Origin of the sequence: Rathayibacter sp. VKM Ac-2856, from assembly GCF_013205055.1 — a bacterium.
Classification (GTDB): domain Bacteria; phylum Actinomycetota; class Actinomycetes; order Actinomycetales; family Microbacteriaceae; genus Rathayibacter.
Map to the genome: position 1 here is coordinate 80,472 of NZ_JABMLF010000004.1, position 13,115 is coordinate 93,586.

Genomic DNA, 13,115 nt, shown 5'->3' on the forward strand with positions numbered 1-13,115 from the left:
GTCAGCCGCCGAGGACGACCCGGAGGATCTTCTCGCTGCTGTTGTTCGGGATGCTGTCCTTGTCGCCGGTGTTCGAGGTGGTGAGCCAGAGGCCGCCGCGGCCGTCGGGCTCGACCGTGCGCAGCCGGCCGTAGGTGCCGACGAAGTTCGCGGTGGGGGTCGCGAGCGCGTCGCCGACGATGGGCGCGCGGTAGAGGCGGGCGCCGCGGAGGCAGGCGATGTAGACGACGTCGCGGACCACGGCGAGACCGGAGCAGGAGCCCGCGCTGGTCGGGTAGGTCTGCTTCGGGGCGATGAAGCCGGGGGTGCCGCAGCTGCCCGAGGTGCCCTCGCAGGCGGGCCAGCCGTAGTTGCCGCCGCGGACGATGAGGTTCGTCTCGTCCATCACGCTGTTGCCGAACTCCTGCTCCCAGAGCCTGCCCTGCGAGTCGAAGGCGAGGCCCTGCGGGTTGCGGTGCCCGTAGCTCCAGACGGCGGTGCCGAAGGGGTTGTCGGCGGGGATCGACCCGTCGGCGTTGATCCGCAGGATCTTGCCGCTCAGCGAGCTCAGGTTCTGCGCGGTGGCGGTGTTCTGGCCGTCGCCGGTGCTGATGTAGAGCTTGCCGTCGGGGCCGAAGCGCAGGCGTCCGCCGTTGTGGTACTTGTTCCGCAGGATCCCGGAGACGAGGACCTGCACGGTGCTCGTGTCGAGGCGATCGCCGACGAGCTTGAGGCGGATCACCCGGTTGTCGGTGGGCGAGGTGTGCATGACGTAGAGCCACTGGTCGGTCGCGAAGGCGGGCGAGACCGCGATGCCGAGGAGGCCGCCCTCGCCGTCCGTGCTCTGCACGTTCGGGACGGTGCCGAGGGAGGTCGTGGCGCCGGTGGCGGGGTTCAGGCGGAGGACGTCCTGCGCGTCGCGGCGGGAGTAGAGGACGCTCCCGTCGGGGACGGCGGTGAGGCCCCAGGGGATGTCGGTGTCGGTGGCGGTCTGCGTGACGGAGCAGAAGGCGGTGCTGCAGGCGGCGCCGGTGGTCACGGCGGCCGCGGCGCTGCGGCTGGACGTGTTGCCCTGGGCGTCGACGGCCGCGACGGTGTAGGAGTAGGCGGTGCTCGCGGCGAGGCCGCTCTCGGTGAAGGTGGTGGCCGGTGCGGTCGTGCCGCTGCCGGCGACGGTGCCGACCTGGCTGGAGCCGCCGAACACGGTGTAGCTGCGCACTCCGACATCGTCGGTGCTCGCGGTCCAGGTGAGGGTGACGGCGGTGCCGGACGCCCGCGCGGTGAGGCCGGTCGGCCGGGTGGGCGCCTGGGTGTCGACGGAGCACTGCGGCACGGTGACGGCCACGGTGGGGCTGGCCTGCGAGACGTTGCCGGCGGCGTCGCGGGCGTTCACGTAGATCCCCCACTGCGCGCCGGGGACGACGTCGATGCCGGTGGCGAGGACGGTGCCGGCGACCGACGTCATGAACTGGCCGTCGTGGTAGACGTCGTAGCCGGTCACTCCGATGGAGTCGGTGGACGCGCCCCAGGAGAGCGTGGCGGTGCGGCAGGCGAGGTTCGCGATGCGCGGGCTCGTCGGAGCGGTGGGGGCGGTGGTGTCCGCGACGGAGGCGGTGGTGCGCCACTTCTGCCAGTCGCCGCCGGCGCAGGTGGCGATCTGCACGGAGGAGCGGTTCGCGGTCTTCCGGTCCTTGACGCTCAGGCAGAGGCCGGACGCGACACCGCGGATCGTGCCGTCGGTCTCGAGCCGCCACTTCTGCCAGTCGCCGCCGATGCAGTCGGAGATCTGCACATCGGCGCCGGCCGTCGTCGCGCGACCGCGCACCTCCAGGCACTTCGCGCCGCCGTAGACGGCGATCTCGCCGCTCGCCGCGACCGTCCAGCTCTGGTTGGCGCCGCCGTTGCAGTCGTAGAGGACCACGATCGTGCGGTTCGCGGTCGACCCGTTCGGCACGTCGAGGCACCGCTTCGACGCGACCCCGGTGATCGGGGCGCCGGCCGCGACCGCCGCCTGCGCCGCGGGGGCCGGAGCGCCGGACACGATGAGGGCCAGCGCCAGAACGGCGACGGCGAGACTGCGGACGAACGTGGAACGCATCAGCGGGTTCCTCTCGGGGCGGCGCGAGGCGGGCGCCTGCACTGGTGGCCCTGTGCCGACCCTGGCACCGGCTCCCGCGCGCGACAACCGGCCCGAGCCGTCGTCTCGCGCCACGTTCGAGGCCCCTGGGGGCGAGCCCGGCTCACCGCGGGGCTGGCGGGGCGCCGCCGGCAGCACTCGCGGAGCGCGTTGCGCGCCCCTCATGCCGATCAGGGAGCGCGCTGCACGCCCTCCATGCCGATCAGGGAGCGCGCTGCACGCTCTTCATGCTGATCGAGTAGCGCGCGCAGCGCGCGTATCGAGATCCTCCCGACGCACGGACACCTGGGTCTCGATACGCCCCTCCGGGGCTACTCGACCGGCATGCAAGAGGGAGCGGCGGCGCAGGCGGCAGCACTCGCAGGGCGGGCTGCGCGCTCTTAGTGCCGATCAGGGAGCGCGCTGCTCCCCCTTCATGCTGATCGAGTAGCGCGCGCAGCGCGCGTATCGAGATCCACCCGACGCACGGACACGTGGGTCTCGATACGCCCCTCCGGGGCTACTCGACCAGCATGGGGAGGGGGCGCTTAGGCTCGCGGGGTGGTGGGGCGGAGGGTGACGGAGCGGGCGCAGGCGGCGCTGCTGCGGCGGCCGTGGACGCTGGCGGTGCTGAGCGGCGTGTTCGTGGCGATGATCCTCGTGCTCGCGGCGGACGCGGGCTGGGATCCGGCGGCGGTCGTCGGCGGGGGTCGCCGGCACGCGCCGCTGTGGCTGGTGGCGGGGATCGGGCTGCCGTTCTTCGGCACCGGAGTCGTGGTGGGCGTGGTGAAGCAGATCCGGCTCGGGCGGGAGCGGCGGCGGACCCCTCCCCCGAGCCCCGACATGGAGCGCCTGCGCCGCGACGGTCCGGGCTGGCTGAGCCGACGCGAGGCCGAGGCCCGCGACGGCAGCCCGCACGACCGCAGCCCGCGCGACGGCAGCTGCTGACTCGCCCACTGGACCCGCATCGGGCTCCGGACGCCTCGCAGACCCCCGTTCGCGTCCACTCGCGGGGGACGACGGCCGCGAGTGGACGCGCAGCGGGCGCTGGGGCGGGGTCAGGGCCCAGCAGGGGTCCAGTCGACGAAAGGGGTCCAGTCGACGAAAGGGGCCCCGTCGACGAAGTGCGCGCCCGGCCGCTCAGTCGACGGCCGCGCTCGTCCAGGCGAGCGCGTCCGCGACGGCGGCGGAGCCGGCCCCGACGACCGTGCCGTGGTCGAGCCCCGGGTACGCCCGCGCCTGCAGGTCGTCGTCCGCGACCGCGGCGGCCCAGCGCTCGAGCGACGCGGGCGCGATCACCGCGTCCCCCTCCCCCCAGACGACGAGCGTCGGGACGCCCGGCGCCGTCGCCGCCGTGTTGTCCGCGAGGCGCTCCCGCAGGACGTCGGCCGAGTCGCCGAGCTCGACCGGGACCGCTCCGGACGCCACCTGCTCGAGGCCCGCGGTGAGCTCGGCTGTCGGCGCGTCGCCGAGGCATCCCTCCGCCACCGCCGCCAGCGTGGGCGCGAGCGCCGGCCCGAAGCCCTCGGTCGCGGCGTCGTCGCCGTACCAGGCGTCGTAGCCGGCGGCGATCCAGCCGCCGAGCAGCACGGCCGGCACCGGGGGCGCGGTCGGCGCGATCAGCTCGCCCGGATCGACCGCGGGGGCGAAGGCGGCCACGGCGCGCACCGTCAGCTCCGGCGCGTACGAGGGGGCGGTGCTCGCCGTCCAGAGCGCCGCGTGCCCGCCCTGCGAGTGGCCCCAGACGGCGACGCCCGGCTCGAGGGCGCCGCCGGACAGCTGCCGCGCGGCGCGCACCGCGTCCAGCGACGCGCGCGCCTCGCCCTCGCCGACGAGGTACGGCATCGGCCGGTCGGTGCTCGGATCGGCGAGGTCCGGGGCGACGACGGTCCAGCCCGCGCCCACCAGCTCGTCGAGCGCGGGGATCGCCCCGCCGGTCAGCCAGCCGGGCACCTCGCTCGGCGAGCAGGCCGACCGCACGCCGGTCGTCCCGTGCTCCCACACCAGGATCCGCCCGTTCGCCGCGGCCGTCGGGCTGATCACGAGCGCGCGCGACGAGACCGGACGCTCCCGGACGTCAAGCGTCAGGAAGGCGACGCTCTGCACGACCGACCCGGCCGGCGCCGCACCGGTCCACGGCTGGACCTCGACGACGGTCCCCGGAGCGTCGGGACCGGGCGACGCGACGGGCGACGGCGCCTCCGGCACGCAGCCCGCGCAGGCCAGGAGCGTCCCGACCGCGACCGCCCCGACCGCGCGGCCCCGCCTCACGCGCCGAGGGATCCCGACACGAGTCCGGCCTTCCACGAGATCGTCCCGTACTGGAAGTCCTGCACCGTCGTCCCCGCGGCGTTCACGTACTGGCCTCCGAGCGGGAAGCCGTAGGCCGGCCGCCAGGCGGTGAGGATGTCGCCGAGCACCAGCCAGGTCCCGGTCGAGGCGTTCGAGAAGACGCGCACGCCCGTCGGGCCGTTCTGCATCCCGTCGGCGAACGGACCCGACGGCGGCAGCGCCACCTGCCGCCAGAGCGCGCCCGCGGCAACCGGCGAGCTCCACCAGCCGGTCGGCGTCTCGAAGCGCGTCCCCGACACGTGGTCGCGCCCGAGCGCGGTCGCGCCGACGGCGAAGACCGGGCTCACCGCGGCGCCCAGGGTGGAGTCGGGGTGCGCATCGAAGCGGACGACCTCCTCGCGCGCGGGGATGCCGTTCTGCAGCATCCACTGCACCGCGAAGGCCGCCTGCTTGGGCGCGTTCGCCGTGTCGAAGACGCCGAAGGTGTCCGAGGGCCCCTGGTCCTTGAGCTCGTGCAGGTACATCGGCCCGGCGAAGGACGCCTCGGCCCACTGCGTCACGCCCGAGGAGAGGAACCTCGCCTGCGCATCGACGCCCAGGACGCTCGGATAGCCGTACTCGCTCGCCCAGATCTGCGCCGACCCGGCGCCCGCCGCCCGCAGCGACGCGGCGAAGTTGATCACCTGGCGCACGGGGGTGAGGTCCCAGCGGGCGCTCTCGGCGAGGGTGCCGTCCATGTCGTAGGGGTGGAAGGCGTAGTGGTCGACCTTGGTCGCCACGATGCCGGCGGCGATCATCCGGCGGACGAACTCCGGCGCGAGCATGTCGCCCGCGGCCGTCGAGCCCGGGCCGAGCCCGCCGCAGACGGTGAGGGTCCCGGGCGCGACGGCGCGGATCTCCTCCACAGCCGCCTTCACGAGGGCGGTGAAGAACACCGGATCGGGCGCCGGCCAGAAGTAGCTCTTGCCGTTGGGCTCGTTCCAGATCTCGTAGGCGAAGACCTTGCCCTTGTAGCGGGTCGCCGCCGCTCGGACGAAGCGGCGCCAGGTGGTGAGCGACGCGGGCCGGTTGTGCGGCTGGCCCTCCGTGCGCTGCGCCGCGGCCCAGTAGGGGGCGCTGACGAGCACGGCCAGCACCGTCAGGCCGCGGGCCCGGGCTCCGTCGATGATCGGGTCGAACAGCGACCAGTCGAAGGTCCCGCTCTTCTGCTCCGCCCAGAACCAGGAGAGGTCGAAGCGGAGGGAGGTCGCACCGACCGCCACCATCCAGTCGAGGCTGCGGGCGCGCGACTCGGGCGTCTCCCAGAGGATCCCGGAGTTGACCGAGAAGCCCGCTCCCGCGCGCGGGGCGACCCGGGCGGCGGCGGCGACCGCGGCGCTCGGCTGCGAGCCGGCCGCGAGGGCGAGCGAGGACAGACCCGCGGCGGAGATCAGCCCGCGACGGGAGAAGCGCGGTGCGTCGGACGGTCTGCTCGCCGCTGTGTCGCTGCTCGATGCCGGGTCGCTGCTCGATGCCGGGTCGCTGCTCGATGCCGGGTCGCTGCTCGATGCCGGGTCGCTGCTCGCTGCCATGTCGGGGCCCCTCCACCGGTCGCCGAGGGCTCTCCCCCGGCCGTGACCCCCGATCATCCCCGCTCGCCGCGGGCCGCGCGCCGTCCGGCGAGGGGCGGCCGCGTGGGTAGCATCGATCCGGGTCGACGCGGGCGGACCCTCACCGGGCCCGAAGCGAGGAGGTTCCGTGTCCGAGAGACCGGGAATCACCGTCGAGGGACCGGAAATCAGCAGAGGGACCCCCGGAATCGCCGCAGACCGCGCCCCGCACTCCTCCTCCCCGCTCCCCGGAGAGCCCGCAGCGGCCGCCGAGAATGGCGGGTTCCGGCGCCGCACTGTCGCCCGCGCACGTCCCGGAGTCGTCGCATGACCGACGCAGCGCCCCCGGCCCGCCGCCGACGCTCCCCGCTGATCCTGCTGGTGTGCGAGGGGAATCTCTGCCGCTCGCCCGCCGCCGAGCTCCTGCTCGACGCGCTGCTCGACGGCGTGCCCGTGCGGATCGAGAGCGCCGGGCTCGGCGCCGCGACCGGCCGGCCGATGCCCGAGGAGATGCGCGCGGCGATCGCGCCGTGGGGCCTCGACGCGCGCGCCGTCGACCAGCACCGCGCCCGTCCGCTCACGCCCGACCTGCTCGAGCGGGCCGATCTCGTGCTCACCATGACCCGGGAGCAGCGCACGGACGTCGTGCGCCTCGCCCCGTCGCTCCTGTCCCGCGCCTTCACCCTCGGTGAGCTGGCCCGCCTGGCCGACGGAGCGCCGCCGAGCGACGCGGCCGAGCCGGGCGCCCGGCTGCGGCAGCTGCTCGGCAGCGTGCAGGCCCGGCGACCCCTGCAGCGGGTGCCCGCCGCCGAGGAGGACGTCGCCGATCCGTACCGCCGGTCGCAGCCCGCCTACGAGCAGTCGGCCGCCGCGATCCGCAGCGCCGTCGAGCGCGCCGCCCAGGCCCTCCGCGCGGCGCTCACGCCGACCGGCGCTTGACGAGGGTCCGCAGCCGCAGCGCCGGTCGCTCGACCGCCAGGAACACCGCCGACGCCAGCACGACCGTCGTGCCGAGGACGACGGCGGCGCCGGTCAGCAGGCCGAGCGGGGTGTCCGGGCAGTCGATCCCGGCGCGGTCGAGGAAGAGGATCACCGGCATGTGCAGCAGGTAGATGCTGAGCGAGGTCTTGCCGAGCCAGAGCAGCACCGGGTTGTCGACCAGGTGCGAGACGCGCCAGACGGAGTGGCCGTCCTTCACCGGCAGCGCGAGCAGCAGGATCACCCCGAGCGACGCGATCGCCACGCCCGCGCTGATGAAGCGCGGCACCAGGACGAAGGCGGCGACGACCGCGACGAGTCCGACCGCCATCGCGATCCAGCCCGCGAGCCGGGCCGTCCGCAGCCCGCGGGGCCCGACCGCCTCGCGCTCGACGGCGATCCAGACGACGATCGCGATCATCCCCCAGCCGAACCCGTCGGCCCAGACCGGCAGGCTCCGGCTGAACACCGCGAGAGTGTTCGGCCCCCACTCCGACGACCCGTACTCGAGCCCCGAGGCCTGCTGCCAGAGCGTGCCGGCCGTCTTCGAGGCCAGGCCCACCGCGATGAGGACCGCGCCCGGAGCCGCCGCGACGGCGTAGCGCCCGAGGGACGGAGCGACGCGGCCGAGCACCAGCACGCAGACGGCGACCAGCGGCGGCAGCAGCAGGTAGTAGGCGAGCTCGATCGTCAGCGTCCAGGCCGGCGCGATGCCGGTCTGCAGCTGCGAGGGGAGGTAGGACTGCTGGAGGGTGAGGTGCAGCAGCACCCGCCACGGGTCGCCGAAGCGGCCGATCGCCGAGTCGCCGGCGCCCCCGGCTGTGCCCCCGACTGAGCCCGCGCCCTCGGCGTCGTAGGCGTTGACGAGGTAGAGCGTGCCGCTCAGCCAGGCGAGGACGAAGGCGACGGTCGCCCCGGGGAAGACGCGCAGGACGCGGGAGAGCGCGTAGTCGGCGAGCTTGCCGCGCATGCTCGTCCCCGCGATCACCGCGCGGGCGAACGGCCAGTAGATGAGGAAGCCGGAGAGGACGAAGAAGGACACGACCGCCTGCGCGGTGACCTCGAGTCCCGTGCCGCGGAGGGCCCCGGGCGCCCAGTGCGAGCCGACGTGGGCGACGATGATGCAGATCGCCAGGGCGCCGCGGAAGCCGTCGAGGCCGATGACGCGCAGCGGGCGGCGGACGGGGGTCCGCTGGGTGGTGGCGGTCATGGCTGACGCTCCTGTCGGGGGGAGGACGGTGGAGTCGCGGAGGCGGCGAGGGCAGCGGCGGGGGCGGCGGCCCGCTCGCCGACCGCCGAGCCCGCCGGGTCGGTCGGCGAGGCGTCGACGCTGCACAGCTGGGCGAGCAGCAGCCCGAAGGCGAGCGTGAGCGGCGTCATCGTGACCACCGGGAAGTCGACCTGGAAGGCGAAGAGGATCGTGCCGGCGTAGACCGCGAGGGCCAGGTTCGCCGAGCCGCCGCCGGAGCGGCCCGAGGCGGCGCCCCGCCGCGACCGGCGGATCGCGACCACGAGCACGACCAGCAGCAGCGCGACGAACAGCAGCCCCGAGAGGATCCCGGCCCGCCAGACGATCAGCAGCGGCGTGTTCGCGACGTGGTTGAGCGAGTAGCCGTAGGCCGCGTCGGTGAACTCGCGGAGATCCCAGCCCCGGCCGAACCACCAGTGCCCGGCCATCTGCGCCGGGTAGTTCGCCAGCGCGTCGACCCGGTCGGAGACGCCCGCGGTGCGGCTGTCGAAGGAGTCGACGAAGCGGTCGCGCAGCGCCGGCACCCAGTAGAGGCTGCCGAGCGCGAGGATCCCCGCCACCACCGACGCCGCGCGGGCACCGGCCGAGCTGCGCGAGACGACGAGCGTCACGGCGAGCCCGATCACCAGCGCGCCCATCGCGCCGCGGGAGAAGGTGCCGACGATCGCCACCGCGAGCAGGGCGAGCACCAGCAGCCGCCGCCGGCCGCGCAGCTGCGCGCCGGCGATCCCGAAGGCGAAGAGGAAGAAGAGGCCGGCGACGTTCGGATCGACGTACAGCCCGCTGGCGCGGGTGAGCGAGGCGCCGTCCACCGACACGGTCCGCAGGTTGCCGACCGCGGAGGTGTCGCCGTAGCCGAAGAGGGTGAGCGAGTTGAGCAGCTGCCCGTCCGGATCGAGCAGCACCATCACCAGCGCGGTCGCCGCGCCGAGCACCGCCCCCGCGACGAACGCGCGGAGCACCGCCCGCCGCATCCGCTCGTCGGCGACCAGCGCGAGGACCGTGATCCCCGCGGCGAGCGCCCAGCGCAGGTAGGTGAGCAGGGCGCCGATCCCGTCGAAGGTCACGACCATCGAGAAGGCCGAGACGATCAGGAAGGCCGCGAGCATCCCGAGCACGGCGGTGTTCTGCCGGCTCGAGCGGGGCCGCAGGCAGAGCACGGTGACGGCGAACCAGACGGCGAGCGCCAGCACCGCGTAGGTGCCGGTGCCGGGGATCGTGGCGAACGGAGCCGCGCCGAGCACGCCGCCGAGCACGACGGCCGAGAGCGCGGGGACGCGGACGGCGAGGTGCAGGAGCAGCGGGGCGGCGCAGAGCAGGATCGCCGCCGCGGTCGTCGCGACGCCGCCGCGGACGACGGCGACGAGCAGGGCCGCCAGAGCGACGAGCCCGTAGCCGACGGCCGCGGCGACGAGCGCCGAGCGCCGGTTCACGGCGCCAGCCAGTCCTGGACCGCCCGCAGGGGGCGCTCCTGCCGCCAGTGCTCGACGTTCTGCTCGTAGACGTCCTCGCCGAGCCGGCGGGCCCGGTCGGCGTCGAGGAGGAGGCGGCGCGCCTGGTCGATGAAGCCCTCCTTCGACGTCTCGACGGGCAGGTCGAAGAGCGAGTCGAGGCTGCCGACCGCCGCGGGCGTGCCGATGACCGGCATGCCGCGCGCGACGGCGTCGAGGATCTTCACCCGCACGCCGCCGCCCGTCGCGATCGAGGCGAGGATGCCGCGGCAGGTCGCGAGGGTGCCGTCCAGGTCCTCGACGAAGCCGAGCTCGCGGACGCCCGCCACCACCGGCAGCGGCCGATCGCCGTGCCCGATGATGAGCAGCTCGGCGCCGGGGACACCGGCGCTGATCGCGGGCCACCACTGCAGCAGCAGGCGCGCGCCCTCCTCGTTCGGCGGCCAGCGGCGGTCGCCCACGAAGGCGACCCGGGGCGCGGCGAGATCGCGCTCGCGCGGCGGCACGGGCGGGAGGGTGACGTCGAGCCAGCGCGTGCGCCGGGCGCCGCGGCGCGCGAAGTCGTCCGCCTCGTCCGCGTCGTAGGTCGCCACCGCGACCGCCTCGCGCACCGCCCGGAGCTCGTCGCGGAGGATCATGCCGCTCTGCAGGCGCCCGAGGCTGCCGCGCGCGGCGCCCCAGACCAGCGACTCCGACACGACCGTGTTGATGTACAGCTTCTTCTGCACGCCGGAGCGGAAGAACGGCTCGGCGAGGTAGGTGTGGTCGGCGACCACCCGGTCGGCGTCGCTCGCCGTGATCGCGGCGCGCAGGGCGGGCAGGTCGAACCGCTCGTGCACGAGGCTGCGTCCGTGCGCGAGCGCGCCGGCGACCAGGCGCATCGGCGAGGGCGGCGACTTCTTCACCAGCGTGTTGCCGCCGCGGACGCCCGCCTCGCGGGAGAGGGCGATGTAGCGCACCGGCCCGAGCTGCTGGGCGAGGGAGTAGACGAGCGAGAACATCATCATGTCGCCGGTGCGGTCGAGCTCGGGGTCCTTGGCCACGAGGAACTCGGTGACGCCGCTCATGCCTGCCCCTCCCCCGCGGTGCCGCGGAGCGGTGCGGGCACCGGCGCGTCGTCGAGGGCGTCCGGCGCGGTGCCGGCCGGGTGATCGGCTGTGGTGCCGGCCGAGGCGTAGGCGCCGCGCAGGACCGCCGCGAAGAGCACCACGAGCAGCACCTCGCCGGCCACGGCCGCGATCGCCGCGGCCAGGCCTCCGGCGACCCCCGCGAGGATCACGACCGCCAGGCACACGGCGCGCAGGAGCAGCGCCGCCCCCGCACCGAGCACGCGGCGCCGGTCGACGCCGAGCACGTAGAGCGCGGTGACCCACGCGTTCGACACCGACCGCAGCCCGGCGAAGGGAGCGAGGATGAGCAGCAGCACGCCGACCTGCGCCGTGCCGGGGTCGAGCAGCAGGACGCCGCCGACGCCGGCGGTCCCGGAGGTCATCACCGCGCCGAGCGCGACCGTGAGCCCCAGCGGCGGACCGCCGTGCCGACGTCCGCCCGCCTCGCGCAGCGACGCCGTGTACTGCTGGCCGAGCAGCTGCCCGACGATCGAGGCCGCGAGCACCAGCTGCGAGGCGATCGCGTAGGCGCCGACGACCTCGTCGCCCAGCAGCAGGCCCAGCAGGAGGATGTCGCCCTGCAGGTAGAGCGCGGTGATCACCGCGTCGCCGACGAGCAGCAGCTGCCCGCGGGCGCCCCGCGGCCAGCGCGGCCGGACCCCGCGGATCCCGCGGACGGCGACGACGGCGACCACGAGGTAGGGCAGGACGTAGGCGAGCATCAGCAGCTCGAGCGGCAGCCGCTCCCCCGCGAGGAACCACAGGCCGACGGCCGCGGCGATCGAGCTCACCTGCCGGACGGCGTCCCAGCGCATCGGCAGCATCGGCTCGCCGGCCCGCAGCGCGCGGCTCTTCACCGCGTTGAACAGCATCTCGCCGCCCGCGATCAGCAGGGCGAGGCCCGCGACGAACGACCAGGCGTAGACCGCCGCGCCCACCGCGACCAGGGCGAGTCCGAGCAGGGTGCGGGCGCTGCGCTCGGCCGCGTAGGTCGCCGCGTCCACGCGGACGCTGCGCACCAGGAAGATGTTCTCGGACGGAGCCGCGAGCAGGGCCGCCGCCGCGAAGGCCATCGCGTAGAGGCCGTAGTCGCCGAGGCCGACGCTCGCCACCAGGAACAGCATCCAGGCGAGTCCGGAGCCGCGGCCGAGCACCATCCAGCCGCTCGCCCCGGCCAGGGCGAGGATCCGCCGACGCCGCTGCAGCAGGGCCTCAGCAGTCCCGGTCACAGCCGGGCTCCGTCGAGCAGTGCGCGCCAGCGGCGGGCGAAGACCGCGAACGCCTCCGCGCTGGTCAGCCGCTCGGCGAGCGCGGAGGAGTGCTCCGCGAGGCGGCCGATCGCCGCGTCGTCCGGGACGACGGCGTTGATCCGGTCGGCCAGCTCGCGCACGCCGCCCTCGACCACGTCCGCCTCGTCGCTGAGACCGGGGTGGCTGAGGGCGATGATCGGCGTGCGGTAGGCGAGGGCCCGCGCGACGACGCTCGACGCCACGTGGATCGTCGGGCCGTACGCGCCGCGCCGGCTGTAGGGCAGCACGATCGCCCGGACACTCGCGAAGAAGCGGTCCTCGTCCTCGCCCTCGACGCCGCCCAGCACCCGCACGCCGGGCACCGGCTCCAGCGCCTCGGTGCCGCGACCGGCGACCACGATCTCGATCGCGGGGTCGACGGCGTCCCGCAGCGCCGCGAGCTGATCGAAGCCCTTGCCGCGGTAGACGTAGCCGAAGAGGCCGATCGCGAGCGGCCGCTCGGGCGCCGGCGCGACGGCCGGGCGGACCGGGGCGGGCAGGAACGCGACGTCGACCCCGCCGACGCGCAGCTCCTCCCGGATCGCCTGCGCGCCCGAGGCGGTCAGCGCGAAGAGCGAGACGCCGCGCAGCACGCGCCGCTCCAGCAGCCGGTGCAGCCGCATCAGCGGGTAGTGGATCGCGTGCGTCGCGAAGTGGCTGCGGCCGACGAGCGCGGTGCGGAACGGGGTCCAGACCGCCAGCGGCGCGTCGTGCAGGGTCGCGGTGACGACGGTCGCCCGCGAGCGCAGCCGCCGGCTGGCCAGCAGCCAGAACGGCACGATCACGCCGCCGCTGTGCTCGGTGTGCACGATCACGGGCCCCGGAGCCGCGTCGATCGCGCGCAGCGTCTCGCGGCGTGCGCGGAGCAGCTCGGCGACGCCGTCCGCTCCGGCCCCGCCGTGGCGCACCTCGACGACGGTGCCGGCGACCTCGCGGGCCCGCGCGATCAGGTCGTCGGCGTAGTCGCTCACTCCGCTCGAACCGGAGCGCGGCGCCACGTAGACCAGGGTGACGTCGGTCCAGGTCCCGGTGTGGCTGTCGGGCTCGCGGATCACGGCCGTCT

10 protein-coding genes are annotated in these 13,115 nt (G+C 75.1%); 2 read left to right on the top strand and 8 right to left on the bottom strand.

What is annotated here, in order from left to right; genetic code table 11:
- Position 1: 1 nt before the first annotated feature.
- On the bottom strand, positions 2–2,077 hold the full coding sequence (locus HQQ82_RS13405) for a PQQ-dependent sugar dehydrogenase (protein WP_173234021.1): 2,076 nt from the start codon (positions 2,075–2,077) through the stop codon (positions 2–4).
- A 579-nt stretch (positions 2,078–2,656) separates the two neighbouring features.
- Here HQQ82_RS13405 and HQQ82_RS13410 point away from each other — a divergent pair.
- A complete protein-coding gene (locus tag HQQ82_RS13410) occupies positions 2,657–3,043 on the top strand; it encodes a hypothetical protein (RefSeq protein WP_173234023.1) in 387 nt (128 codons plus the stop codon).
- 192 nt (positions 3,044–3,235) lie between these two features.
- On the opposite strand, the gene HQQ82_RS13415 is transcribed toward HQQ82_RS13410, so the two are convergent.
- Both HQQ82_RS13415 and HQQ82_RS13420 read right to left on the bottom strand, forming a co-directional pair.
- The gene (locus HQQ82_RS13415; RefSeq protein WP_173234025.1) at positions 3,236–4,366 is read right to left on the bottom strand and encodes an alpha/beta fold hydrolase; all 1,131 of its coding nucleotides are present in this window, start codon (positions 4,364–4,366) and stop codon (positions 3,236–3,238) included.
- Positions 4,363–5,958, bottom strand: coding sequence for a cellulase family glycosylhydrolase (locus tag HQQ82_RS13420; RefSeq protein ID WP_173234028.1), 1,596 nt, complete (start codon positions 5,956–5,958; stop codon positions 4,363–4,365). Before HQQ82_RS13420 ends, HQQ82_RS13415 begins: the two co-directional genes overlap by 4 nt.
- Positions 5,959–6,303: 345 nt before the next feature.
- Between HQQ82_RS13420 and HQQ82_RS13425 the strand changes: the two genes are divergently transcribed.
- The gene (locus HQQ82_RS13425; RefSeq protein WP_173234030.1) at positions 6,304–6,915 is read left to right on the top strand and encodes a low molecular weight phosphatase family protein; all 612 of its coding nucleotides are present in this window, start codon (positions 6,304–6,306) and stop codon (positions 6,913–6,915) included.
- On the opposite strand, the gene HQQ82_RS13430 is transcribed toward HQQ82_RS13425, so the two are convergent.
- Genes HQQ82_RS13430 through HQQ82_RS13450 form a run of 5 tightly spaced genes read right to left on the bottom strand, consistent with a single transcriptional unit; the run spans position 6,896 to position 13,107 of the window.
- On the bottom strand, positions 6,896–8,164 hold the full coding sequence (locus tag HQQ82_RS13430; protein ID WP_173234032.1) for an acyltransferase: 1,269 nt from the start codon (positions 8,162–8,164) through the stop codon (positions 6,896–6,898). The two genes, HQQ82_RS13425 and HQQ82_RS13430, sit on opposite strands and share 20 nt — an antisense overlap.
- On the bottom strand, positions 8,161–9,636 hold the full coding sequence (locus HQQ82_RS13435) for a hypothetical protein (protein ID WP_173234033.1): 1,476 nt from the start codon (positions 9,634–9,636) through the stop codon (positions 8,161–8,163). The genes HQQ82_RS13430 and HQQ82_RS13435 overlap by 4 nt, the downstream gene beginning before the upstream one ends.
- A complete protein-coding gene (locus HQQ82_RS13440) occupies positions 9,633–10,721 on the bottom strand; it encodes a glycosyltransferase family 4 protein (RefSeq protein ID WP_173234035.1) in 1,089 nt (362 codons plus the stop codon). Before HQQ82_RS13440 ends, HQQ82_RS13435 begins: the two co-directional genes overlap by 4 nt.
- Positions 10,718–11,992, bottom strand: a complete 1,275-nt coding sequence (locus HQQ82_RS13445) for a hypothetical protein (RefSeq protein WP_173234037.1) — start codon at positions 11,990–11,992, stop codon at positions 10,718–10,720. The genes HQQ82_RS13440 and HQQ82_RS13445 overlap by 4 nt, the downstream gene beginning before the upstream one ends.
- Positions 11,989–13,107 (bottom strand): glycosyltransferase family 1 protein, encoded by a 1,119-nt coding sequence (locus tag HQQ82_RS13450; RefSeq protein WP_173234039.1) that lies wholly within the window; start codon positions 13,105–13,107, stop codon positions 11,989–11,991. The genes HQQ82_RS13445 and HQQ82_RS13450 overlap by 4 nt, the downstream gene beginning before the upstream one ends.
- Positions 13,108–13,115 lie beyond the last annotated feature (8 nt).